Origin of the sequence: Halarchaeum grantii, assembly GCF_014647455.2 — an archaeon.
Taxonomy (GTDB): Archaea; Halobacteriota; Halobacteria; order Halobacteriales; family Halobacteriaceae; genus Halarchaeum; species Halarchaeum grantii.
In genome coordinates this window covers 364,191-385,628 of the sequence record NZ_BMPF01000001.1, presented here as the reverse complement: position 1 = coordinate 385,628, position 21,438 = coordinate 364,191, and the positions used below count along the sequence as shown (strand labels likewise).

Annotated in this window: 24 protein-coding genes and 2 tRNA genes; 7 read left to right on the top strand and 19 right to left on the bottom strand. The window is 71.1% G+C overall.

Features of this window, described 5'->3' with window-relative positions:
* Positions 1–23: 23 nt before the first annotated feature.
* A complete protein-coding gene (locus IEY12_RS01970; RefSeq protein WP_188877785.1) occupies positions 24–2,408 on the bottom strand; it encodes an ATP-dependent DNA helicase in 2,385 nt (794 codons plus the stop codon).
* Between the two features lie 39 nt (positions 2,409–2,447).
* A complete protein-coding gene (locus IEY12_RS01965) occupies positions 2,448–3,455 on the bottom strand; it encodes a DUF5784 family protein (RefSeq protein ID WP_188877783.1) in 1,008 nt (335 codons plus the stop codon).
* Positions 3,456–3,641: 186 nt separating this feature from the next.
* Here IEY12_RS01965 and IEY12_RS01960 point away from each other — a divergent pair, with 186 nt between their 5' ends.
* Complete coding sequence (locus tag IEY12_RS01960; protein WP_188877780.1) at positions 3,642–4,967, top strand: MFS transporter; 1,326 nt, start codon at positions 3,642–3,644, stop codon at positions 4,965–4,967.
* Here the strand turns inward: IEY12_RS01960 and IEY12_RS01955 are convergent.
* The 4 genes from IEY12_RS01955 to IEY12_RS01940 all read right to left on the bottom strand — a co-directional run bounded on the left by IEY12_RS01955 (position 4,964) and on the right by IEY12_RS01940 (position 7,110).
* On the bottom strand, positions 4,964–5,842 hold the full coding sequence (locus tag IEY12_RS01955; protein WP_188877770.1) for a VOC family protein: 879 nt from the start codon (positions 5,840–5,842) through the stop codon (positions 4,964–4,966). The two genes, IEY12_RS01960 and IEY12_RS01955, sit on opposite strands and share 4 nt — an antisense overlap.
* A 77-nt stretch (positions 5,843–5,919) precedes the next feature.
* Positions 5,920–5,993: transfer RNA gene (locus IEY12_RS01950), tRNA-Thr, on the bottom strand.
* An 8-nt stretch (positions 5,994–6,001) separates the two neighbouring features.
* Complete coding sequence (locus tag IEY12_RS01945) at positions 6,002–6,514, bottom strand: GNAT family N-acetyltransferase (RefSeq protein WP_188877755.1); 513 nt, start codon at positions 6,512–6,514, stop codon at positions 6,002–6,004.
* 38 nt (positions 6,515–6,552) lie between these two features.
* The gene (locus tag IEY12_RS01940) at positions 6,553–7,110 is read right to left on the bottom strand and encodes a CBS domain-containing protein (protein WP_188877750.1); all 558 of its coding nucleotides are present in this window, start codon (positions 7,108–7,110) and stop codon (positions 6,553–6,555) included.
* An 88-nt stretch (positions 7,111–7,198) separates the two neighbouring features.
* Here IEY12_RS01940 and udk point away from each other — a divergent pair, with 88 nt between their 5' ends.
* A complete protein-coding gene (gene udk / locus IEY12_RS01935) occupies positions 7,199–7,834 on the top strand; it encodes a uridine kinase (RefSeq protein WP_123076054.1) in 636 nt (211 codons plus the stop codon).
* On the opposite strand, the gene IEY12_RS01930 is transcribed toward udk, so the two are convergent.
* Positions 7,835–8,161 (bottom strand): DUF5785 family protein, encoded by a 327-nt coding sequence (locus IEY12_RS01930; RefSeq protein WP_188877747.1) that lies wholly within the window; start codon positions 8,159–8,161, stop codon positions 7,835–7,837.
* 108 nt (positions 8,162–8,269) lie between these two features.
* Here IEY12_RS01930 and IEY12_RS01925 point away from each other — a divergent pair, with 108 nt between their 5' ends.
* Positions 8,270–8,713 (top strand): DUF4112 domain-containing protein, encoded by a 444-nt coding sequence (locus IEY12_RS01925; protein WP_188877743.1) that lies wholly within the window; start codon positions 8,270–8,272, stop codon positions 8,711–8,713.
* A 128-nt stretch (positions 8,714–8,841) separates the two neighbouring features.
* On the opposite strand, the gene IEY12_RS01920 is transcribed toward IEY12_RS01925, so the two are convergent.
* From IEY12_RS01920 to aroA, 6 genes are all read right to left on the bottom strand, one after another.
* Positions 8,842–8,924, bottom strand: a tRNA-Ser gene (locus IEY12_RS01920).
* 45 nt (positions 8,925–8,969) lie between these two features.
* Positions 8,970–9,110, bottom strand: coding sequence for a rubrerythrin-like domain-containing protein (locus tag IEY12_RS01915; protein ID WP_188877733.1), 141 nt, complete (start codon positions 9,108–9,110; stop codon positions 8,970–8,972).
* A gap of 58 nt (positions 9,111–9,168) precedes the next feature.
* Positions 9,169–9,927 carry a DUF2064 domain-containing protein gene (locus tag IEY12_RS01910; RefSeq protein WP_188877727.1) on the bottom strand — a complete coding sequence of 253 codons (759 nt, stop codon included), beginning with the start codon at positions 9,925–9,927 and terminating at the stop codon, positions 9,169–9,171.
* 90 nt (positions 9,928–10,017) lie between these two features.
* A complete protein-coding gene (locus IEY12_RS01905; protein WP_188877722.1) occupies positions 10,018–10,650 on the bottom strand; it encodes a uracil-DNA glycosylase in 633 nt (210 codons plus the stop codon).
* Between the two features lie 56 nt (positions 10,651–10,706).
* On the bottom strand, positions 10,707–11,885 hold the full coding sequence (gene aroC / locus IEY12_RS01900; protein WP_188877717.1) for a chorismate synthase: 1,179 nt from the start codon (positions 11,883–11,885) through the stop codon (positions 10,707–10,709).
* 243 nt (positions 11,886–12,128) lie between these two features.
* Positions 12,129–13,415: a 3-phosphoshikimate 1-carboxyvinyltransferase gene (gene aroA / locus IEY12_RS01895; protein WP_188877709.1), complete on the bottom strand. Its 1,287-nt coding sequence runs from the start codon at positions 13,413–13,415 to the stop codon at positions 12,129–12,131.
* A 100-nt stretch (positions 13,416–13,515) separates the two neighbouring features.
* On the opposite strand from aroA, the gene IEY12_RS01890 reads away from it, so the two are divergent.
* The gene (locus IEY12_RS01890; RefSeq protein ID WP_188877705.1) at positions 13,516–14,694 is read left to right on the top strand and encodes a M24 family metallopeptidase; all 1,179 of its coding nucleotides are present in this window, start codon (positions 13,516–13,518) and stop codon (positions 14,692–14,694) included.
* Here IEY12_RS01890 and IEY12_RS01885 read toward each other — a convergent pair.
* Both IEY12_RS01885 and IEY12_RS01880 read right to left on the bottom strand, forming a co-directional pair.
* Complete coding sequence (locus IEY12_RS01885; RefSeq protein ID WP_188877692.1) at positions 14,667–15,608, bottom strand: PAS domain-containing protein; 942 nt, start codon at positions 15,606–15,608, stop codon at positions 14,667–14,669. The genes IEY12_RS01890 and IEY12_RS01885 overlap by 28 nt on opposite strands.
* A gap of 68 nt (positions 15,609–15,676) precedes the next feature.
* A complete protein-coding gene (locus IEY12_RS01880; protein ID WP_188877686.1) occupies positions 15,677–16,255 on the bottom strand; it encodes a HalX domain-containing protein in 579 nt (192 codons plus the stop codon).
* Positions 16,256–16,350: 95 nt separating this feature from the next.
* On the opposite strand from IEY12_RS01880, the gene IEY12_RS01875 reads away from it, so the two are divergent.
* The 3 genes from IEY12_RS01875 to surE all read left to right on the top strand — a co-directional run bounded on the left by IEY12_RS01875 (position 16,351) and on the right by surE (position 19,313).
* Positions 16,351–17,094, top strand: a complete 744-nt coding sequence (locus IEY12_RS01875; RefSeq protein WP_188877680.1) for a prephenate dehydrogenase dimerization domain-containing protein — start codon at positions 16,351–16,353, stop codon at positions 17,092–17,094.
* Positions 17,081–18,478 (top strand): small ribosomal subunit Rsm22 family protein, encoded by a 1,398-nt coding sequence (locus IEY12_RS01870; protein ID WP_188877678.1) that lies wholly within the window; start codon positions 17,081–17,083, stop codon positions 18,476–18,478. Before IEY12_RS01875 ends, IEY12_RS01870 begins: the two co-directional genes overlap by 14 nt.
* A 70-nt stretch (positions 18,479–18,548) precedes the next feature.
* Positions 18,549–19,313 carry a 5'/3'-nucleotidase SurE gene (gene surE, locus IEY12_RS01865; protein WP_188877675.1) on the top strand — a complete coding sequence of 255 codons (765 nt, stop codon included), beginning with the start codon at positions 18,549–18,551 and terminating at the stop codon, positions 19,311–19,313.
* Here surE and IEY12_RS01860 read toward each other — a convergent pair.
* From IEY12_RS01860 to IEY12_RS01845, 4 genes are read right to left on the bottom strand one after another with little or no spacing between them, the layout of a single operon-like run.
* Positions 19,307–19,723, bottom strand: coding sequence for an arsenate-mycothiol transferase ArsC (locus tag IEY12_RS01860; RefSeq protein ID WP_188877664.1), 417 nt, complete (start codon positions 19,721–19,723; stop codon positions 19,307–19,309). The genes surE and IEY12_RS01860 overlap by 7 nt on opposite strands.
* On the bottom strand, positions 19,723–19,866 hold the full coding sequence (locus IEY12_RS01855) for a hypothetical protein (protein ID WP_188877660.1): 144 nt from the start codon (positions 19,864–19,866) through the stop codon (positions 19,723–19,725). Before IEY12_RS01855 ends, IEY12_RS01860 begins: the two co-directional genes overlap by 1 nt.
* Before the next feature lie 6 nt (positions 19,867–19,872).
* A complete protein-coding gene (gene arsB, locus IEY12_RS01850; RefSeq protein ID WP_188877652.1) occupies positions 19,873–20,928 on the bottom strand; it encodes an ACR3 family arsenite efflux transporter in 1,056 nt (351 codons plus the stop codon).
* Positions 20,925–21,314 (bottom strand): ArsR/SmtB family transcription factor, encoded by a 390-nt coding sequence (locus IEY12_RS01845; protein ID WP_188877645.1) that lies wholly within the window; start codon positions 21,312–21,314, stop codon positions 20,925–20,927. The genes arsB and IEY12_RS01845 overlap by 4 nt, the downstream gene beginning before the upstream one ends.
* Positions 21,315–21,438 lie beyond the last annotated feature (124 nt).

Here is a 21,438-nt window from a genome sequence, read left to right as displayed (position 1 = left end):
ACGTATCGGGTCCCTCACGGTCGTTAATCCCAGAATCGCTCGAACTGGGGGCCGAGGAACTCCGGCGTCATGCGGACGAACTCCGCGCGCTCCTCCGGGCCGAGGTACTCGTAGACGGAGCGCGGCGCGTCCTCGGTGTAGCGCTCCCCGACGAAGACGCGGACGCCGCGCTCCTCGCGCCCCCGGACGACGCGCCCGATCGCCTGCCGCGAGCGCCGCACCGCCGGGACCGTCAGCGCGTACGCGAAGGCGTTCTCCTCGCCGAACGCGTCCGCGTACGCCCGGCGTACCGCCCGCACGCGCGGCGACGCGACGTTCACGAGGGGGACGCCGACCACCGCACAGCAGTGGAGTTTGTCGCCGTCGTAGTCCACGCCCTCCGTCAGCGTTCCCCTGGTGGAGGTGACGAGCACCTTCCCGGGTCCCCGGAAGAACTCCCGCTTGAGGCGCTCGGTCTCCCCGTCGCTCGAACTCGCGTCCACGAGCACGTCCTTCTCCGTCGCGTCCGCGAGGTAGTCGCCCGCCCACGCCGCCTCCCGGTAGTTCGGCATGCACACCATCACGTTCCCGTGACTGCGCGCGACCGTCCGCAGGACGTAGCGGTACTGCTCGCGCGTCGCGTTCCCGTTCTCGCTCGTCGGCTCGCCCCGATTGCGCGCCGTGAACGGCGTCGCCGCCACCGTCCACGATGCCCGGTTCTCCTCCGGGAACGGCAGGTCGTACGTCCGCTCCGTCACCGGGCGCGGCTCCTCCGGGTCGTTTTCGAGCGCGTCCAACCCGACGACCTCGCGGAAGACGCCGATGGGTTCGAGCGTCGCCGACATCAACACCCCACCACCCAAGCCCGCGAGCACGTCGCGCACCGCGTCGCCCGGCATGCAGTTGTACATCACGAGCCCCGCCGTGTACTGCGCCTCCCACGGCTCGCCCGATGGCGCCTCCGTCGGCGCGTGCTCGAGTTCGATCTCGCGGAAGTACGTCGCGTGGTCGCGCTCCCACCAGTTCGTGAACGTCCGCGAGACGGCGCCGACGACCGTCGCGCGCTCCGCCTCCTCCTCTTCCTCGAGGACGTCCTCGACCGCCATCCCGACGTGGACGAGGCGGCGCCAGAAGTCGCCCGTGTACCCCTCGCGCTCCGCCCAGCGCGTCAGGTCGTCGGGCTCGTCCACCGACGGGTCACGGAGCGGGAGTTCGACGTCGCGCTCCGGCCACGCCCGCCGGCCGTCGAACTCCGCCTCGAGGCGCTCGCCCACCTCGCCCGCGAGCCACGCCGCCACGTCGTCGTAGAAGTCCCGAGCGCGCCGCACGTCGTCCAGCGTCACGTCGAAGTCCGCGAGGTGCGCGGCGAGTTCCTCCTTCGCGCCCTCGCTCTGGGTCGCCCGCGCGACCAGTTCGCTCACGTCGTTGCGCGCCCGGCGGAGCGACTGCTCGCCCACGCGGTCCGAGAGCAAATCGCGCACGCGCTCCTCGACGCGGTGGGCCTCGTCCACGATGACGAAGGTGTCCTCGCCGACGGCGCCCTCGATGAGCGGGCGCGACTGCGGGTCGAAGAGGTGGTTGTAGTTCCCGACGATGACGTCCGCCTCCCCGAGCAGGACGCTCTGCACGCGATGCGGGCACGTCCCCGCCTCGACGGCCGCCGGGAGGAACTCGTCCGACGTGACGACCGCGTCCTCGCCGGCCGAGAAGTCGATGGGCGACCCGCGGTTCCGCCCGTACCAGTCCGACTCGAACGGGCAGAACAGCGGCTCGTCCTCGTCGAACTCCGCCGGTGCCGACGGCTGGACGGGGACGTACGGCGAGGACGCGCCCGCCGTCTCGAGCGTCGACTGGTCGATGGACTCGCGCCCGGGTCGCGCGGACTTCGCGAGGTCGCGCGCCCGAACCGGGTCCCACCACGCGTCCTCGAGGTCCTCGTCCGTCCGAATCGCGGTGAGGTCCGCCATCTCCTCGCCGTCGTGGCGCGAGCCCTCGCTCCCCGCTTCGACGAGGTTCGCCGTCGTCTCCCGGAGGTCCTCGCAGCGCTCGTGCGTCCCGACGTCCGCCGGGAAGACGCCCTCGCGGCCGTACGGGCAGAGGTCGCGCTTCCCGACGAGCGCCACGCTCCGCAGGGGATCGTCGCTGTCGGCGTTCATCGTCCGCAGGTCCTCGACGAACTGCCGGAGCTGCTGTTTGACGGGCGTGACGACGAGGACGTTCTCGTAGACGCCCCGATCGAGCAGGGTCGCGGCCGCCGTCAGCGACGCCATCGTCTTCCCCGTTCCGCAGGGCCCCTCCATCGCGAGGTAGCCGTTCTCCCGCCCCGCGTCGATGGCCGCCTCGATGGCGTCCGCCTGATTGTCGTAGGGCTCCGCGAAGCCGAAGCGCTCGCGCCACGCGGCCTCGGTGTCAGCGTCGGCGTCGCTCATTCAGGGGAAGTGGGGCCTACTCGCATTTGAGGGTGCGGATTAGAATTCGAGTTCGAGCGGCACCGCGCCCTTCGTGTAGCCCTCGACCACACCAGTAGGCCGGACGCGGAAGACGACGGCGGGCCGATGCTGGACCTCGGGCTCCTCGGCGAGGAGCGCCGCCCAGTCGTCGTCCGGGAAGCTCGAGCAGTCCACGAAGAGCGTCGCGCCGCCGCCGTGCGCGGCCAACTGGCCGTCGCCGTTCGCCTTCGTGTCCACGGTGTCCCGGATGGCGGCCGCCGGCGTCCCCGCCGACCGGCGGCTCGGCGGCAGCGGGCGCGTCACCTCCACGAGGTACGCGCCGTCCTCGCCGGGGCGTTCGGCACGAAAGTCGAGCGAGTGGCCGGTCGCCACCTCGATCTCGGGGGTGATCTCGTAGCCCGCCTCGTGGAGGAGCCACGCGGCGTCGAACTCGCCCATCGCCGCCGCCGTCCGCGTCAGGTCGAGGTACTCGGAGGTGCCGAGCTTCCCCGCCATCACGTGCCGGTGCTCCTCGAAGACGCCGGTCTTCAGGAAGTCGTCGTAGAAGGCGAGGGCGTCCTCGCGGTCGGCGTCCGGGAAGCCGGCGGCGTGCTCGCGGAAGAACTCCCGGGTGGTCTCGCGGCCATCCTTCGAGTAGAACACGGGGAGGAAGAACCACGAGAGGTATCTGTACTCGCCGAGCCACGGCGCCTCCTCGTGGAGGCCGGCGAGGAGTTCGCGCTGCGCCCACCGCGACACCTCGAAGGGGGCCTCGGCGAACGTGCATTTGTCGGTGCGCCAGAGCGCGCTCGGCGTCTCCGTGTTCCCGAGCCAGTACGCGCCCGCACCCGTCTCGTCGTACGCGAAGAGCGCGAGGTCGCCGTTGTCCATCTCGAAGCGCTGCGCCGCGTAGCCCGGGGGCGCTTTGAACCACGGGCTCGTCGCCGTCGCTCCGATGTTGTCGTCGAGGTCGGCGAGGAGCTGCGAGCGGACGCGCTCCGCGGACCACGTCTCCTCGGAGTGCCGAAACCGGAGCGGATGTGCCACACGCGGAGTAGTCCGTCCCGCGATTTACGTCTTCCGTCGCCTCGGGAGGCCGCGGCGCTCGCGATGCCGGAGGACGACGGCGAACGCCGCGACGGCGGTACTGTGGGGGCGCCGCTCCGAGCGCACGCCGGCCGACCGCCTCCTCGTTTCCGGGGGTTTTTGACGCCGACGCTCCGAGCACTCGGCGTGTCTCAGAACGCGAGCGACCGCTGGCTCTACGCGTGGGCCGGCGCGAACGTCGCCATCGGTGCGATCTCTCTGCTCGTCCCGCTCTTCGTCGTCGGCCTCGGCGGGACCGCCTTCGACCTCGGCGTCCTCTGGTTCGCGACGTCGGTCGCGATGGTGCCGGGCGCGCTCGGCGTCGGCGCGCTCGTCGACCGCACGGGTCGCCACCGCCCGTTCGCCCTCGCCGGCCTCGGCGGCATCGCCGTCGCCACCGCAGTCCTCCCCTTCCTCGACGGCGTGCTCGCGGTCGTCCTCGTCGACTCCGTCCTCTGGCTCTGCGTCGCGAGCGTCAGCCCCGTCTTCACGACGCTCGTCCTCGCCGACACCAGCGCGCGCGAGTGGAGCGGCCGCATCGCCCGCCTCAGCAAGTATCAGGGCTACGGCTGGGCGGGCGGCCTCGTCCTCGGTGCGGTCTGGACGCGCGCCGTCGGGAGCCTCCTCGACCCGCTCGCCGTCCAGCGCTCCCTCCTCGTCGTCTGTGCCGGCCTCCTCGTCGCCGCCACGCTCGCCGCCGCGCGCTGGCTCCCCCGGGTCGCCGACGCCCCGGACGCCGAGGACTTCGGCCGGCGGCCCCGAACCCTCCGCACCGCCCGGGGCGCGCTCAGCCCGCTCCTCCCCGGGCGCCTCGTCTCGCTCGCGCGCACCAGCGATCCGCGGTCGCTCCTCGACGGCGTCTCCCGCCCGCTCGCCGTCTACCTCGCCGCCGTCTCCGTCTTCTTCGCCGGCTTCAGCGTCTTCAGCGCCCCGCTCCCCGACTTCCTCGCCGGCGTCGGCTTCGGTGACGACGCCGTCTACGTCCTCTACGTCGTCTCCAGTCTCTCCTCGGCCGCGTTCTACGTCGGCGCGGGCGCGCTCGCCGACCGCTACGACATCCGCCGCCTGCAGTCGGGCGCGCTCGGCCTGCGCGCGCTCGCCTTCCCCGCCGTCGCCGTCGCCGCGTACGCCCTCAGCGCGCCCTCGCTGACGAGCCTCCTCGGCGTCGCGCTCCTCAACGTCGCCGTCGGCCTCTCGTGGGCGGTCATCGCTGTCACCGCGAACACGCTCGTCGCGCGCTACGCCGCTCCCGGCCGGCGCGGCGCCGCCCTCGGCCTCTACACCGCGCTCTCCTCGGGCGCCGGCGGCATCGGGGGCCTCCTCGGCGGCTGGCTCGCCGCCCGCACGGGCTACCTCCTCACCTTCGAAGTCGCGGGCGCGCTCGTCCTCGTCGGCGGCCTCGTCGTCTTCGGCCTCCGCTGGCTCGCCCCCGAGCAGGCGAGCGACGCGAGCGCGCCGGCGAGCGCCGACTAAGCTCGTCCGGCGTCGCCGTCCGCGTCGACCGAGAGACGGAGTCGGATGCCGTCCGGGTCCGTGACCTCGACGACGCCGTCGTCCCGCTCAACGACGCGCTCCGCTGGCAGGCGCTCGCGGGCGGCCACGACGCTCGCCGCGTCCGGATACGCGAACTCGACCCACCGCAGGCCGCGCGCGGTGCCGTCCGCTGGCGCGCGGCGGGACTGCCACGTGTTGCACGCGACGTGGTGGTGGTAGCCGCCCGCCGCCGCGAACACCGCGCGCTCGGCGCGCTCTTGGACGGCGAGTCCGAGCGTCCCCGCGTAGAAGGCCTCGGAGGCGTCGAGGTCACGCACTTCGAGGTGGACGTGCCCGACGTCCGCTCCTTCGGAAAGGCCGCTCCGGCTGTCCGGCGCGTCCGCGGCGAGCGCGGACAGGTCGAGCGGGCGCGTCCCCATGGCCGGCGTCCCGTCCGGCGAGCGCGGCCACTCCGCTCGCGGGCGGTCCCGATACACCTCGATACCGTTTCCCTCCGGGTCACGGAGGTAGAGCGCCTCGCTCACCCCGTGATCGGACGCGCCGCTCAACGCATGTCCGCTCTCCCGGATCCGCTCGAGCATCGCCGCGAGCGCGGGCCGGTCCGGGACGCGGACGGCGGCGTGATAGAGTCCCGCCGCCTCACTCGGGCGCGCCGGCGCGTCGACGTCCTCGACGAGCACCAGTCGCGTCCGGTCGCCGGCGCGCAGTCGCGCTCGCCTGTCCGCGCGCTCGACGGCGAACCCCAGTGCGTCCCGATAGAACGGTATCACGGCGTCGAGCGAACCGACCGTCAACGCCACTCGCCCGACGTGCATCCCGGCCGGCGCCGCGTACGCCTCGCTCTCCGAGTCCATACGGATCGATACGAAAACGAGCCACCTCGGTGTTCGGGTGCCGGCGAGCGCCGCGCGGAACCCAGTCGGGGGAGGGAAGCCAAGGGAGGGATTTGAACCCTCGAATTCTCGATTACAAATCGAGTGCTTGAACCGCCCAAGCTCCCTTGGCGCGAGTCGTCATTCGCCGTCCCCCTTTGTTTGCGTATCGCTTTCCGTCGGTTTCTCCATGACGTAGCGCTGGACGGTGTAGCCGCGCGACTCGTAGAGGGCGCGCGCACGGTCGTTCCCCGCCATCACGGAGATCCCGAGGACGTCCGCGCCGGCGCCGCGTAGGTCGTCCTCGGCGGCGTCGAGGAGTCGCGAGCCGACCCCGGCGCTCCGGTAGCCGCCCTCGACGTAGACGTTGTCGACGACGCCGCGCTGGACGTCCTCCGCGTAGAGCCCGCTCTCGACGTGGTACATGACGAAGCCGACGGGGGCGTCGCGGACGGGGTCGCGCGCGACGAAGACGCGCTCGGTGGCGACGTACTGCGAGAGGACGTCGCGGGCGGTCGAGCGGTTCTCCTCGGCGAGGAGGTGGGTGTCGTGAGCGCGCTGGTCGGCGACGAGCGCGACCCAGAGGTCAACGAGCGCGTCGAGGTCCTGCATCGTCGGCCGGTCGACACGGATGCTCGCGGAGGGACGCGCCATCGTCGGAGACTGCCGTTCGGTCGACTTAGGTCCGTCGTTCAGTACTGGTGGCAGTCCGCGCAGACGAGCTGGCCGTTGACGTTCGTGAGCGACCCGGCGAGCCCGCCACAGACCTCGCAGACGCTCTGTGCGGAGAAATCGTCCGCGGCCACGTCACGGTCCCGGTCGTCCGGTGGCCCGCTCTCGGGCGTGGCCCCGTCGGCGTCGGGGACGGGTTCGACGGTGGCGCGCGACGCCGTGGTGACGTCCCGGACGGTGACGACGCCGATAAGCCCGTCCCCGTCGGAGACGAGCAGGTGGTCGCTGTCGGTGCGCCGGATCGCGTTCGCGGCGTCCGCGAGCGTCGCCTCCGGTCTGAGCGCCGTCGGCGGGTCCGCCATCGCGTCCCCGACGGTGACGTCGTCGACGTCGCCGGCGGCGACGTGGTCGAGGACGTCGCGCGCGCTCAGGAAGCCGACCGGGTCGTCGCCGCGCAGGACGACGGCCGCGTCGGCGTCGTTCTCCCGGAGGAGCGCGACGGTCTCGCGGAGGCCGTCGCTCTCGCCGACGCCGACGAACTCGCGGGACATCACGTCGCGGATCGGGACAGGGGTCATGGTTCCAGCTATCACACCACACGGTAAAAGCGTGTCCCCGGGAACGAAACCGAGTCGTTCAAACGCCTCTGGCGGGTTTGACACGGCGATGACAACGCCGTCGTTCGCCATCGGTATCGCGGGCGGTACCGGGGCGGGGAAGACGACGCTCGCACGGGAGATGGTCGACGGGCACGCCGACGCGGTCACGCTCATCCCCATCGACAACTACTACGACGACCTCGGCCACCTGCCCTTCGAGGAGCGCGCCGAGGCGAACTACGACCACCCCTCGGCGTTCGAGTGGGAACTGCTCCGCGAGCACCTCGACGCCCTCCTCGACGGCGACGCGGTCGAGATGCCCCAGTACGACTTCACGGAGCACCGCCGTACCGAGGAGACGGTGCACGTCGAACCCACGGACGTCGTCGTCCTCGAAGGCATCTTCGCGCTCTACGACGACGTCATCACCGCATCCCTCGACCTTCGGGTCTACGTCGAGGCGGACGCCGACGTCCGCATCCTCCGGCGCATCGAACGCGACGTCGTCGAGCGCGGGCGCGACATCGAGGACGTCATCGAGCAGTACCGCGCGACCGTGAAGCCGATGCACGAGCGCTACGTCGAACCGACGAAGAAGACCGCCGACATCGTCGTTCCCGAGGGCGCGAACGGCGTCGCTGTCGACCTGCTCGCGGAGAAAGTGCGTGCCGAATCGACGGCCGGCCTCGGCCTCGACCGGTAGCTACTCGCCGCCCGGGTGGTAGTCCCAGAGGTCGCCCGCGCGCATCCCCTGCCCGACCTGCTTCCAGAAGTCGACCTTGTCCGAGTACTCCTCGGCCTCGACGTGCTCGAAGATGTCCGCGACGGAGACAACCGTCTCGTAGTTGATGCGGACGGGGTCGTCGCCGTACTCCGCGACGAACGCCTCCTTCTGAAGGGGGAAGTCCTCGCCCTCCTCGACCTTCTTCGAGAGGACCGCCATCCCGTACTTGCGGCCGCCCTCGCTCCCCTCCTCGCCGTCCGGATCGTGGGGCCAGTCGCGGCCCGACTCGTCGTACATGTCCTCCATACGGGGACGTGCGGTAGGGGTACCCAAAACGGTTACTCTCCACGGACGCGACCCGACCCACCCCCGACCGTCACCAGCGTTTTCCGTTCGGCCGCGCCACTGGCGACTATGACCGCCGCGCGAGGACGCGACCTCACCGAGGCGTTCGACGCCAGCATCGACGACCTCCCCGACTCGGTCGACCGCGACGCCGTCGAGCGCATGCGCTCCGTCGCGTACGTCCTCGACGAGAGCGTCCGCGTCCCCGGCACCGACTTCCGCGTCGGCGTCGACCCGCTCGTCAGCGCCGTTCCCGTCGTCGGCGACGCCCTCGGTGTCGGCCTCTCGCTCTACGTCGTCCTCGAAGCCGCGCGCCTCGGCGTCTCCTACACGACGCTCGTCGAGATGCTCGCGAACGTCACCATCGACGCCGTCGGCGGTTCCGTCCCCGTCGTCGGCGACGTCTTCGACGCCGTCTGGAAGGCCAACAAGCGCAACCTCGAACTCGTCCTCGACGACCTCACCGACGCCGACGAGGACGAGTGGACGTCCGTCGAGGTCACGCGAGAGTAAGCGCGACGGTCGGTCCGGAGAACCCGATAGAAACGGCGAGGCTGGGATTCGAACAGCGTCGGACTCGCTACACTCGTCCGACTGGCTCGAATCCCGTACAGCGGTCGGTCCGGAGAATCCGACAGAAACGGCGAGGCTGGGATTCGAACCCAGGAGGCTGAATGCCACCGGTTTTCAAGACCGGCGCGTTAGGCCGCTCCGCCACCTCGCCACGCACTCGATTGGTGGACGCGCCGGCCCCTAAGCGCTGTCGGTTCTACAGGTCGCGCTCGCGCCCGAGGCTACGGAGCGCGCCGCCGCAGTCCCGACAGACGCCGCCGTCCGGGTTCTCGACTCGCGCGCCACACGCGAGGCACTCGTACTCCCGTGCGCTCTCCACCTCGACTGATGGCCTCATGGTCACACATAACGTGGTGTGGGGCTATAATTGTTCGCACTTTTCTACTAAAGAACCCTCAATCTCGCACGAGGGCGCGTTTCCCACTACGTTCGGTGATGTACACGGGGAGATCGGCGAGGAACGCGGCGGTGTGTGTCGGGACGCCACGCCCGGCGCGACGACGCGCGTCCACACACGCGAGGAGCGTGCGGAGGTCCGTGGGCCCGTGGACGGCGACCGACTCCGGGAGGAAGTCGACGTCGAGGCCGGCGTCCCGAGCGCGCGCCGCGAGCGTGTCGACCTCGGGGACGGCGTACGCGCCCGCGAAGTCGATGGGCTCGGCGAACGCCGCGTAGTAGACGCGGCCGTCGCTCGCTGGGCCGAGAACCACGTCGCGTCGACGGAGCTTCATCGCCGCCGAATCGAGGTTCTTCCGACCCAGCAGGGGCGCGACGGGGTCCGCGACCGCGACGGACGACGCCTCCTCGCGCTCGAGGAGGTGCGTGACCGTGTTGCCGACGCGCGCGTCGTAGCTCGACCCGACCTGTACCTCGAAACGCGCCTCCTCGAGCTCCTCGTCGTCCAGCGCCTCGGCCGCGAGCTCGCGCACCGCGTCCTCGCTCGATTTCGCGCGGCGATGCGGCTCGGCGAGGAGGTCGTCCGGCCGATAGTTCACGAGGAGGTCGCCGCCGCTGTCCGCGCCGGCGCGCAGGAGGTCCTTCGCCATCGCCCGGTAGAGGTCGACCACCTCGGCGGGCGTCAGAACGCTGTCCGCGAGCCCGGGGAGAACGAGGCCCTCACGAGGCGGATCGAGCATGGCGACGAGAATCGTCATACCCAGCCGTCGGCGTCGCGCGGCCTTCAAAGCACGCCTTCCCGGGTCGACGGCGTCCCCGATTGCGTCGTCGCGCTCCCGGGCCCGCGTCTACCGCCCGCGTCGCCCCTTCGTCTGCCGGTAGTCCGTCTCGAGGAGGTCGAGGAACGCCGTCACGAACGCGTCCACCTGCTCCTCGGTCATCGCCGCCGGGTGGACCATCGGGAACAGCTCGAAGCCCCGACCCCGGATGCGTTCGGCGTGATGCTCGACGACGTCGAGGTCCGCGACGGGCGTCGTCGTGTACTCCTCGCCGATCTCCGCGAGCGCGCGCTCGCCCACCGGCACGATGACCTCGGGGTTGATCATCCGCAGATCCGCGTTCAAGAACGGCTCGCAGGTCGCAACCTCCTCGTCGGTGGGCGGGCGCTCCGGGTGGTGACACCGCGTGAGATAGGCGAGGTAGGCGTTCTCGATCTCCGGTTCCTCGCTCTCCGGGAGCGAGTGGTTCAGTCCGACCTGCCCGAGGATGTCCTGGAAGCGCTCGCCCACCGCGTCGCCCGTGAACGGTACGCCCGTCCGCTCGGCGGCCGCGCTCGGCGTCTCGCCGACGAAGACGAAGTCCGCGCTCACGTCACCGTAGCCGTGGACGACGCGGTCGCGGACGCCACAGAGCGCCTCGCAGTTGCGACAGTCCTCGTCCATCCCGAACGGGTTGTACCGCGTCTCCTGTGCCGCGTCCATCGACTCACGAAACGTGGCGCCCCGGCAAAGGCGTGCCGACTCGTCTCTTCGACGCCCTACTCGACCTTCGTCTCGGCGTCCTCGGGGTCGTTCTCCGGGCTCGTCGGGTGGTAGTCGGTGTCGTACTCGCCGGGCTGGCCGTCCATCCGGTCGGGGTTGATGCGGCCGCCGAGGAGCATGAAGTCGAGGACGGTCAGCCGACACATCGCCTCTACGACCGGCACGCCGCGCGGCGGCAGGACGGGGTCGTGACGGCCGATGACCTGCGCGGTCTTCTCCTCGCCCGTCTCCCAGTCGACCGTCGTCTGCTCGGACGGGATCGACGTCGGCGCGTGGAGCGTCAACTCGCCGTAGATCGGCTGTCCGGTCGTGATGCCGCCCTGCAGGCCGCCGTGGTCGTTTCCGACCGGCGTGGGGTCGCCGTTCTCGTCGAACGTCCAGTCCTCGTTGCGCTCGCTCCCGCTGTACTCGCGGGCGTCGCGGCCGAGACCGAACTCGAACGCCGTCGAGGCCGGCACCGACATGAGGGCCTGCCCGAGGCGCGACTCCACGCTGTCGAAGCGCGGTGCGCCAAGCCCTCGCGGCACGCCGCGAATCTCGAAGTAGATCGACCCGCCGATGGAGTCGCCCGCCTCCTGGTACTCCTCGATGCGCTCCTGCATCGCCTCGGCGGCCTCGGGGTCGGCACAGCGCACGTCGTTCTCCTCGGTGTTCTCGAGGAGCTCGTCCCACGACACCGCGTCGGCCTCGATGTCGTCGATCTGGTTCACGTGCGCCTTCACGCGCACGCCGTGCTCGCGGAGGACCTTCTTCGCGATGGCGCCCGCCGCCACCCAGTTCACCGTCTCGCGCGCCGACGAGCGCCCGCCGCCGCCCCAGTTGCGCGTCCCGAACTTCGCGGAGTACGTGAAGTCGCCGTGCGAGGGCCGGGGCGCCGTGATGAACGGCTCGTACTTCCCGGAGCGCGCGTCCTTGTTCTGGATCGTCAGCCCGATCGGCGTCCCCGTCGTGTAGCCGTCCTGAATCCCCGACTGGATGGTCACCTCGTCGGGTTCACCGCGCGACGTCGTGATCATCGACTGCCCGGGCTTGCGCCGGTCGAGTTCGTACTGGATGTCCTCGGCGTCGAGTTCGAGGCCGGCGGGCACGCCGGAGACGGTCACGCCCATCCCCTTCCCGTGGCTCTCGCCGTACGTCGTCACCTGAAAGAGTCGCCCGAAGCGATTCCCGTTCATTACCACCGACTTCGACGGCCCGAGGTTAAAGGCCTTGCACAACGCGCAAAAACGGACCGGACCCGGGCGAGCGTTTATCCGACGGGACGTCGCGAACGCGCCCCGTGCCCTGACGAGTCGCCCGGAGCGGTCCCGCGAAACCCGCCGGCCGTCCGCTCCGTTTCCGGTCCCGGCGTGTCAGCCCATATACGCGAGCGACGGCGCTCCCGCCTCGCGGCGCCCCCTATCGTTCAGTCGCCGCGCTCACTCCCGCGAGACGTCCACGCCGAGTTCGTAGAGCACGTCGAAGAACCCGGGGAAGGAGACGTCGACGTCCTCCGCGCCGGTGATCGTCGTCTCGCCGTCGGCGACGAGGCCGGCGACGGCGAGCGCCATCACGATGCGGTGGTCGCCGAGGCCCTCGACGTCCGCGCCGACGAGGTCGCTCTCGCCGCCGTGGACGAGGAGGGCGTCGCGCTCCTCCTCGACCTCTGCGCCCATCTTCGAGAGCTGCTCCGCCATCGCGCTCACGCGGTCCGTCTCCTTGAAGCGGACGTGCTCGGCGTTCACGATCTCCGTCGTGCCGTCGGCGGCCGCGCCGAGCGTCGCGATCGTCGGCAGGAGGTCGGGCGTGTCCCCGACGTCCACCGTCGTCCCCGATAGCTCGGAGCGGCGAACGACCGCGCGGCCGTTCTCGCGGTCCCACTCGAGGTCGGCCCCCATCTCCGTCAGGATATCGATAATCGCGCTGTCGCCCTGCGCGCTCGGGTAGACCTCGTGGACCTCGACCTCGGGGTCGCCCGCGAGCGCGCCCGCCGCGAGCAGGTAGGACGCCGAGGAGAAGTCCCCGGGGACGGTGTACTCGCCGTCGCGCGGCTCGTAGGACTGCCCGCCGGGGACGCGATAGCCGCTCTCGGTCCGCGTCGCCTCGACGCCGAAGTCGTCGAGCACTTCGAGCGTGATGTCGACGTACGGCGCGGACTTCAGCTCCGTCGAGAGCTCGACGTCCACGCCGTCGTCGGTGACGGCGCCCGCCATCAGGAGCGCGGAGACGAACTGCGAGGAGACGTCGCCCGGGATCGTCACCGTCCCGCCCTCGATGGGACCCTCGACGACGAGCGGCGCCTGCCCGTTCGCGCGCGTCGAGCGCGCCGACCCGCCGAGCTGGTCGACGGCGTCGAGGAGCGGCCCCTGCGGGCGCGAGCGCAGCGACGCGTCCCCGGTCAGCACGGTGATGCCGTCCGCGAGCGCGGCCGCCACCGTGGTGAGGCGCATCGTCGTCCCGGAGTTCCCGCAGTCCACGACGTCCGGCGGCACCTCGGGGCGCCCGCCGAAGCCGTCGACTTCGAGGACGTCCTGCACGTCGGCGACGTCGCCGCCGAACGCCTCGACGGCGCCCATCGTCTCGCGGGTGTCGGCGGAGCCGAGGTAGTGGTGGACGAGCGCGCCGTCCGAGTAGCCCGCCGCGAGTATCGCGCGGTGCGTGTAGCTCTTCGACGGCGGTGCGTGCGCGTCCCCGTGGACGCGAGACTGGGGGACCGTGACCTTCATACGCGGAGCGGACGCGGGTGTCGCCCGTAAGCGTTCCGGGGTAGGCGGGTTCCCGCGCCGTCCGGCAACGCTTTTCGGGCGCGCGAGCGCACTCCCGACCATGGACCCGGACCTCTCCGCGCTCGACGAGTTCCTCAGTGATGCTGGCCACGACGGCTACCTGTTGCACGCGGGCTCGGACCTCGCCGACCAGTACTACCTCTCGGGGTTCGACGCGCCCGACCCGTTCGTCACGCTCTACACGCCCGAGACGACGGCGCTCCTCGTCTCCGGGTTGGAGTACGGCCGCGCGAAGAACGAGGCGCGCGCGGACGCGGTGCGGCGACACGCCGACTACGACCTGCACGCGAAGGCCGCCGAGCACGGCCGCCGCGAGGCGTTCACGCGCGTGCTCGTCGCGTTCCTCGAGGAGTTCGGGGTCGGCGACGTCGCGACGAACGGGCGCTTCCCGCTCGGCGTCGCGGACGCCCTCCGCGAGCGCGACGTCGCGCTGACGGCGGACCGCGACGACCACGTCGGCGACGCGCGCGCGGTGAAGACCGAGGCGGAAGTCGAGTCCGTTCGCGTCGCCCAACGGGCGAACGAGGCGGCGATGCGCGCCGCCGAGGACCTGCTCCGGGAGGCCGACACCGAGAGCGGCGTCCTCCGCTACGGCGGCGACCCGCTCACGGCCGAGCGCGTGAAGGAGGAGATCGAGGTGACGCTCCTCCGCCACGGCTGCGCGCTCGACGAGACCATCGTCGCCTGCGGTGCGGACGCCGCCGAACCCCACAATCGCGGCTCCGGCCCGCTCCGCGCGGACGAGCCGATAGTCATCGACATCTTCCCGCGCGATAAAACCTCGAAGTACCACGCGGACATGACGCGCACGTTCGTGAAGGGGACGCCGAGCGACGCGGCCCGCGAGTTCCACGAGCTGACGCGGGCGGCCTTCGACGCGGCGTTCGACGCCCTCGAACCGGGCGCGACGGGCGCGGACGTCCACGCGGCCGCCTGTGAGGTCTACGAGGACGCCGGCTATCCGACGCTGCGCTCGGACCCCGGAGCGGAGACGGGCTACATCCACTCGACGGGCCACGGCGTCGGCCTCGACGTCCACGAGGCGCCGGGACTGAGCGACAGCGCCGACGTCGAGCTCGAGGCCGGCCACGTCGTCACCATCGAACCCGGCCTCTACGACCCCGACGTGGGCGGGGTGCGCATCGAGGACATCGCGGTCGTCACCGAGGACGGCTACGAGGACCTCACGGACTATCCCGTCGAGTGGGTGGTCGAGTAGTCCTCCTCGTTCGCGAGCGTGATGGAGTGATTGATGAGGTCCTCCATCCGGTCGAGCGCGGCCTCGACGTCCCCGAGACCCTCCGCGTCCGGGTTGGTGGCGCGCGTCGCGGTGAGCGCGGCGCGCGCGCTCTCGATGGAGTCCGCGAGGTCGTAGGAGAGGACGCTCGTCAGCGCCAGCAGGTGGTCGCCGCGCGTCGACTCGCCGCTGGCGGCGTGCTGGAAGTGGATGGAGAGCCCCTCTTCGGAGGGGTAGGCCCGCACCTCGAAGTGCTTCCCGAGCGGGTCGAAGGCGCCGTCGAACGTCACGGGCGTCTGCGTCGCGATGGCGCGGTTGCACTCCGTGTAGAACGTCGACCCGATCGCCTCCGGGAAGACCTCCCAGACGTTCTCGCCGACGACGCGGTCGGCGGTGACTTCGAGGAGCGCCTCCGCCTCCTGATTGACGTAGGTGACCCGCCACTCCCGGTCGACCGTGACGAACGCCTCGGTGATGCGCTCGTAGACGTTCCGCGCGAGGTCGTTGAGGAGCGCAACGTCCTGCTCGGCCCGATATCGGCGCGACTCGGAGACGAGCGCGTCCGCGAGCTCCGCGAGCGTTGTGTCGGCCGCTCGCACGTAGTCGGTGACGTCGGCGGAGACGGCGTCGGCAGCGAGTTCCTCGGAGCCGTTCGAGGCGTAGAGGACGAACGGGATCGCGGGGTACGTGTCGCGCACGCGGCGGAGGACGGCGACGGCGTCCAGTCCGTCGGCGTCCTCGCAGGCGATGCAGTCGATGTCGCGGTCGGCGAGGACGTCGGTGACCGCCGCTCCGTCAGCGACGGACACGACGTCGGCGACGCCGGCGGCGTCCGCGAGCGCCCGCGAGCGCTCGTCGGGCCCGCCGACGTGGAGTATCCGAACCCCCTCCTCCATATTGTGGGAGTGTTGCGCGTCGGCGGTGAAAAGCGCGTTGGCGGAACGCCGCGCGAGCGAAGCGGGACTCAGTCGTCCGGTTGGCCGTCGCTGAGCGACTTGAAGACCGCGACGACGTCCTCGTCGCTGAGCGACCCCATCTCCTCGTCGAGCGCGGATTCGAGCGCCTCGAGGTCGGCGAGGAGGCGCTGGTACTCCTCGTTCTCCGCGAGCGTCTCGGCGTCCTTGCGGGACTCGAGGGCGGCGCGCTTCGAGGCGAGTGCGAAGTACTCGCGCACCTCGACGGTGTAGACGCGGCGCGTGAGCAGGCGACCGACGAGGTCCATGAGTTCCTCGCGCGTGACCGGCTTGACGAGGTAGGCGTCGAACCCCATCTCGATGATGTCGAAGTCGGGGTCGACGGCGCTCACCATCGCGACCTGTGCGTCACTCCCCTCTTCGCGGATCGACGAGAGCACTTCGTCGCCGGAGGACTCGGGCAGGCGGCGGTCGAGGAGGACGACGTCGACTTCCGCGTCGAACTCCTCGAGGGCCTCGCTCGCCGTGTTGGCGATGCGGACGTCGTGCTCGCCTTCGAGCCACGCGGCGTAGAGGTCCGCGAGGTCACGGTCGTCCTCGACGACGAGGACGGTCGGCCGGTCGGTCATTCACAAGAGGCTTTGACGTGACGACGCTTAAATCCCCCAGACGCGGCGAGGGGAGCGAACGTCTTTTGCCCGCTCGCGGGCTATCGCCAGTCGATATGGAGGTACTCGTCGTCGGAGCGGGCGAGATGGGCCGCTGGTTCGCGGCCGCCGTCGCGTCCGACGTCGCGTTCGCGGACGCGGACCCGGCGCGCGCGGAGGCGGCGGCGGACGCGCTCGACCGGCGCGCGCGCGCCGTCCCGCTCGATTCCTCGGAGTCGTTCGGCGTCGTCTGCGTCGCCGTGCCGATGCGCGTCGCGACCGAGGCGGTCGCCGAACACGCCGGGAAGGCCGAGCAGGCCGTCGTGGACGTCACGGGATCGATGCGCGCGCCGCTGGACGCGATGGCACGCGTCGCCCCGGCTCGCGAGCGCGTGAGCTTCCACCCGCTCTTCGCGGCGGACGCCGCGCCCGGGACGGTCGCGGTCTCGACGGCCGCGGGCGGGCCGGCGACGGACGGCGTTCGTCGCGACCTCGAAGCGGCGGGGAACGACCTCGTGGACGTCGCGCCCGAGGAGCACGACGACGCGATGCGCACCGTGCAGGGGCGTACGCACGCGGCGGTTCTCGCGTTCGCGCTCGCCGCCGACGCCGCCGAGACCGAGGTGCCGGACGCGCTCGCGACGCCGGTCTACGACCAGCTCGCCGCGCTCGCCGCGCGCGTCCTCGACGGGACGCCGCGCGTCTACGCGGACATTCAGGCGACGTTCGACGGCGCGCGCGACATCGCCGCGGCCGCCGAGCGCCTCGCCGAGACCGATCCCGAGGACTACGACGACCTCTTCGAGGATGTCCGTGGATAGAGACGACCTCCGCGCGAACGCGAAGTACCTCCGGAACGTCCGCCCCATCGACCCGGCGGAGATCTGCGAGTACCTCTCGACGCCGCGCCATCCGGCGGTCGTCCGGCAGGCGCTCCGCGAGGAGGCCGTCGACCTCGGCCTCGTCGAGCGCGAGGACGGGACGTTCGTCCCCGTCGAGGGCGGGCCCGCGACGGTCCCGGACGCCACCATCACCGAGTTCCCGACCGAGCACGCGCGCGTCCTCGAGGACCGCCTCCTCGACGCGTACGGCCCGGACTGGCATCGCGGTGCGTCCGGGGACGCGCTCCGCGAGGCGATCCGCCGCCTGAAGGCCGACTACTACCACGAGAACGACGTCACGTACGACGAGACGGCGGCGCTCGGCTACGCGATCTACCACCTCCCGGACTACTACGCGGTCGGCCGGTACGTCGCCGCCGACCTCGCGCGCGACGGCCTCCTGCCCCGCGACGCGCGCGTCCTCGACCTCGGCGCGGGCGTCGGCGGCCCGTTCCTCGGTCTCGCCGACGCGTTCCCGGCGGACGGCCTCCTCGACTATCACGCCGTCGAGCCGAGCCCGACCGCCGACGTCCTCACGGACTTCTTCGATGCGGCCCCCAGAAACGTCCACGGGACGCTTCACCCGCGCACCGCGGAGGCCTACGCCGCGGAGGTCGAGGGCGAGTTCGATCTCGTGACTGCGTTCAGCCTGCTGAGCGAACTCGACGACCCGCTCGCGGTCGCCGAATCCTACCGCGACGTCCTCGCCGAGGACGGCACGCTCGTCCTCGTCGCGCCGGCGGACCGGAACACGAGCATCCAACTCCGCGAGATAGAGCGCGACCTCGAGGACGGCGCCATGTCCGTCTACGCGCCGTCGGTGCGCCTCTGGGCGGGCGAGCGCCCGACCGACCGGGGCTGGTCGTTCGTCGAGAAACCCGACGTCACCGCGCCGCCCTTCCAGCGCCGACTCGCGGAGGCCGCCGAGCGCCCCTCGGAGTTCCTGAACGAGACGGTGAAGTACAGTTACAGCTTTCTCCGGGCGGACGGGCGGCGGCGCCACGACGTCTCGCTCCCCGCGAGCAGGTACGCGCGGCTCGCGGACGCCGAGACGCACGTCTCGAACCGCGTCGACCTCGTCGCGGCGAAGCTCTCGGACGACCTCTCGGAGGGCGGGAACCCGCTGTTCAAGGTGAGCGACGGCTCCGAGGACGTGGACTGCTACGCGGTGCTGGTCAACCGCACCGCGCTGAACCGCGACCTCCTGAGCGCGGACTACGGCGACCTCCTCGAGTTCGAGTCCGCGCTCTGCCTCTGGAACGACGACGAGGGCGCGTACAACTTCGTCGTCGACGAGGACACCGTCGTCGACCGCCTCGGGTAGCCGTCGACCTGCGCGGTGCGCGCGAGCCGAGACGGGAACCGTTTTGCCCGACGCCGGTCCACCGAGAGGCATGGATATCGTCCTCACGAACGACGACGGCATCGAGAGCCCCGGCTTGGCGGCGCTCTACGAGTCGCTCTCCGCCGTCGCGGACGTCACGGCGGTCGCGCCCGCCTCGGATATGAGCGCGACGGGGCGCGCGCTCTCCCGGGAGGTGACGGTCGACGAGCACGACCTCGGCTACGCCGTCCACGGGACGCCCGCGGACTGCGTGGTGGCGGCGCTGGAGTCGCTCGCGCCCGATCCGGACCTCGTCGTCTCGGGCTGTAATCGGGGCGGGAACCTCGGGATGTACGTCCTCGGGCGCTCGGGGACGGTGAGCGCGGCCGTCGAGGCGGCGTTCTTCGACGTGCCGGCGATTTCGGTGTCGCTCACGCTGACGAGCGAGGATTTCGCGGGCGGTGCGACGCCGAAGTCCGACTACAGCGAGGCGGCGGCGGCGACCACCTACCTCGTGGAGGAGACGCTCGACTCCGGCGTCTTCGAGCGCGCGGACTACCTGAACGTGAACGCGCCCCGCCCCGGCACCGAGACGGGCGAGCTGTCGGTGACGACGCCGACGCACGGCTACGACATGACGGTCGAGCGCGACGGCGCGCACCTCCGTCTCGAGGACCGGATGTGGCGGCGGATGGACGAGGGCATCGTCGCGGACGAACCCGACGATAGCGACCTGCGAGCCGTCGTCGAGGGGCGGACGAGCGTCTCGCCGCTCACCGCGCCGCACACGACCGAGCACCACGAGGTGCTGGACGCGCTCGCGGAGACCTACTGAGCGAGTTCGTCGAAGAGGGCGGCGACGCGCGCCTCGATGTCGTCGCGTATCTCCGCGACCGCCTCGGGGGATTTCCCGTCGGGGTCGGTCAGGTCCCAGTCGCGGTTCTCGCCCGCCCAGCCAGCCGGGCAGACGTCGTCGGCCGAACAGCCCATCGTGACCACGTAGTCGGCGCGCTGGATCTCCTCGACGGTCACTTCGCGCGGCTCCCGGTCGCCGAGGTCGATGCCGACGTCGCGCATCGTCTCGACGACTTCCGGGTGGACGTGCTCGGCGGGTCGCGTCCCGCCGGTGAGTATCTCGATGTCGTCCGCGAGGCCGCGTGCGGCGACCTCGCGCTCGGCGAACGCGGTGGCCATCTGCGAGCGGCCCGCGTTCTGCACGCAGACGAAGGCGAGTGTGACGGTCATCAGGCCGTCACCTCGTCGACCGCGTGCAGGGCACGCGAGTCGCAGCGTCGAGCGAAGCGGGACGACCGCCTCGCCCAGTTCTGCACGCAGGCGAAGGCGACGGTGGTCGTGGGCGAGTCGTCGGTGGTGGGTGTGTGAGTCATGGGTGTTCAGTCGTCTGTGGCGGTGACGGCGGCTCGGGGGCCGGCGGTGCCGAAGAGGGAGTCCTTGGTGGCGAGCGCGACGCGGACGAGCGCGAGCATCACGGGGACCTCGATGAGCGGACCGACGACGGTGGCGAGCGCGACGTCGCTCCCGATACCGAAGACGGCGACGGCGACGGCGATCGCCAGTTCGAAGTTGTTCGAGGCGGCGGTGAACGCGAGGCTGACGCCCTCGGCGTAGTCGAAGCCGATGGCGGCGCTGACGGCGTACGCGACCGTCCAGAGCGCGACGAAGAAGACGAGAAGGGGCGCGGCGATGCGGACGATCTGGAGGGGGTTGGAGAGGATGTAGTCGCCCTTCAGTGCGAACATGACGACGACAGTGAAGAGCAACCCGAGGAGGCCGAGCGGGCCGATGCGCGGGATGACGCGTCCGTAGTAGGCCTCGCGACCGACGGTGCGGAAGGCCACTTTCTGCGCGAGATACCCCAGGAGAAGCGGGAGGCCGAGGAAGACGCCGACCATCTGTGCGACGAGCGCCATCGAGACGTCGACGGCGGTCCCTCGGAGGACGGTGAGGAAGAAGAACGCGTAGGGGACGAAGAGGACGATCTGCAGGAGGGAGTTGACGCCGACGCAGACCGCGCACATCTCCTGGTTGCCGGCGGCGAGTTCGTTCCAGACGAGCACCATCGCGATGCAGGGCGCGATGCCGACGATGACGAGGCCGGTGACGAGGTCGGGGTAGCCGCCGAGGAAGAACACGGCGAGGCCGTACATGAGCGCGGGCGCGACGAGCCAGTTGAACGCGAGCGTGAGGCCGATCTCGGCGCGGTTGGTTCGGGTGACGCGTGGGATGCGGCCGTAGTCGATCTCGGCCATGATCGGGAAGATCATCACGAAGAGGCCGACGGCGATGGGGAGACTGGTGCCGTGCCACGTGACGGCGTCGAGGACGTCGACGATTCCGGGGACGAAGCGCCCGAGGCCGACGCCGAGCGCCATCGCGAGGCCGATCCAGACGGTGAGGTACCGGTCCAGGACGGAGAGGGAGTCGCTCACGTCTCGCTCCCCTGTTCTGCGGCCGCGAACAGGTCGTCAGCGAGCGCGGTGCTCTCGTAGTAGCGCCAGTTGCCGTCCTTGCGCCTGCTCGCGAGGCCGGCGGCGACGAGGTCGGCGAGCGCGTGACTGACGGCGCTCTCGCTGACGTCCACGAGGGCTTCGAGTTCGCAGACGCAGCGCTCGGTGCCGTCGACGGCGAGCGCGCGCGCGAGTCGATAGCGCGTCTCGTTCCCGAGGACGGCGAACGGTTCGCGCACGTCGTCGGTGGCGAACGCCTCGTCGGCGACGGCGTCGAGTTCGGCGCGCCGGCGCTCGACGTCGGCGTCGCAACACTCGCCGAGCTCGTCGGCGAGGAGCCGCTCCAGTCGGGTCGATGAATCCGCCATCACTCTCCATCTGAATGTGTGTGCACATAGATATTCCGATGTGAACTGTCGTTCAGACAGCCCGCACGTGACGGCACGCGGCGTTCGCGGAGGCGAAGTCCCTTTGCCGGCGACGGGGCAACGT

What these genes read in the sequence shown, in the direction of transcription:
- IEY12_RS01940 (WP_188877750.1), bottom strand. Translation starts at nt 7,110, where the DNA reads ATGACCCCTGTCCCGATCCGCGACGTGATGTCCCGCGAGTTCGTCGGC.
- IEY12_RS01855 (WP_188877660.1), bottom strand. Translation starts at nt 19,866, where the DNA reads ATGACTCACACACCCACCACCGACGACTCGCCCACGACCACCGTCGCC.
- aroC (WP_188877717.1), bottom strand. Translation starts at nt 11,885, where the DNA reads ATGAACGGGAATCGCTTCGGGCGACTCTTTCAGGTGACGACGTACGGC.
- IEY12_RS01915 (WP_188877733.1), bottom strand. Translation starts at nt 9,110, where the DNA reads ATGAGGCCATCAGTCGAGGTGGAGAGCGCACGGGAGTACGAGTGCCTC.
- aroA (WP_188877709.1), bottom strand. Translation starts at nt 13,415, where the DNA reads ATGAAGGTCACGGTCCCCCAGTCTCGCGTCCACGGGGACGCGCACGCA.
- udk (WP_123076054.1), top strand. Translation starts at nt 7,199, where the DNA reads ATGACAACGCCGTCGTTCGCCATCGGTATCGCGGGCGGTACCGGGGCG.
- surE (WP_188877675.1), top strand. Translation starts at nt 18,549, where the DNA reads ATGGATATCGTCCTCACGAACGACGACGGCATCGAGAGCCCCGGCTTG.
- IEY12_RS01880 (WP_188877686.1), bottom strand. Translation starts at nt 16,255, where the DNA reads ATGACCGACCGGCCGACCGTCCTCGTCGTCGAGGACGACCGTGACCTC.
- IEY12_RS01845 (WP_188877645.1), bottom strand. Translation starts at nt 21,314, where the DNA reads ATGGCGGATTCATCGACCCGACTGGAGCGGCTCCTCGCCGACGAGCTC.
- IEY12_RS01955 (WP_188877770.1), bottom strand. Translation starts at nt 5,842, where the DNA reads ATGGACTCGGAGAGCGAGGCGTACGCGGCGCCGGCCGGGATGCACGTC.
- IEY12_RS01970 (WP_188877785.1), bottom strand. Translation starts at nt 2,408, where the DNA reads ATGAGCGACGCCGACGCTGACACCGAGGCCGCGTGGCGCGAGCGCTTC.
- IEY12_RS01890 (WP_188877705.1), top strand. Translation starts at nt 13,516, where the DNA reads ATGGACCCGGACCTCTCCGCGCTCGACGAGTTCCTCAGTGATGCTGGC.
- IEY12_RS01925 (WP_188877743.1), top strand. Translation starts at nt 8,270, where the DNA reads ATGACCGCCGCGCGAGGACGCGACCTCACCGAGGCGTTCGACGCCAGC.
- IEY12_RS01860 (WP_188877664.1), bottom strand. Translation starts at nt 19,723, where the DNA reads ATGACCGTCACACTCGCCTTCGTCTGCGTGCAGAACGCGGGCCGCTCG.
- IEY12_RS01945 (WP_188877755.1), bottom strand. Translation starts at nt 6,514, where the DNA reads ATGGCGCGTCCCTCCGCGAGCATCCGTGTCGACCGGCCGACGATGCAG.
- IEY12_RS01905 (WP_188877722.1), bottom strand. Translation starts at nt 10,650, where the DNA reads ATGGACGCGGCACAGGAGACGCGGTACAACCCGTTCGGGATGGACGAG.
- IEY12_RS01885 (WP_188877692.1), bottom strand. Translation starts at nt 15,608, where the DNA reads ATGGAGGAGGGGGTTCGGATACTCCACGTCGGCGGGCCCGACGAGCGC.
- IEY12_RS01910 (WP_188877727.1), bottom strand. Translation starts at nt 9,927, where the DNA reads ATGACGATTCTCGTCGCCATGCTCGATCCGCCTCGTGAGGGCCTCGTT.
- IEY12_RS01875 (WP_188877680.1), top strand. Translation starts at nt 16,351, where the DNA reads ATGGAGGTACTCGTCGTCGGAGCGGGCGAGATGGGCCGCTGGTTCGCG.
- IEY12_RS01930 (WP_188877747.1), bottom strand. Translation starts at nt 8,161, where the DNA reads ATGGAGGACATGTACGACGAGTCGGGCCGCGACTGGCCCCACGATCCG.
- IEY12_RS01870 (WP_188877678.1), top strand. Translation starts at nt 17,081, where the DNA reads ATGTCCGTGGATAGAGACGACCTCCGCGCGAACGCGAAGTACCTCCGG.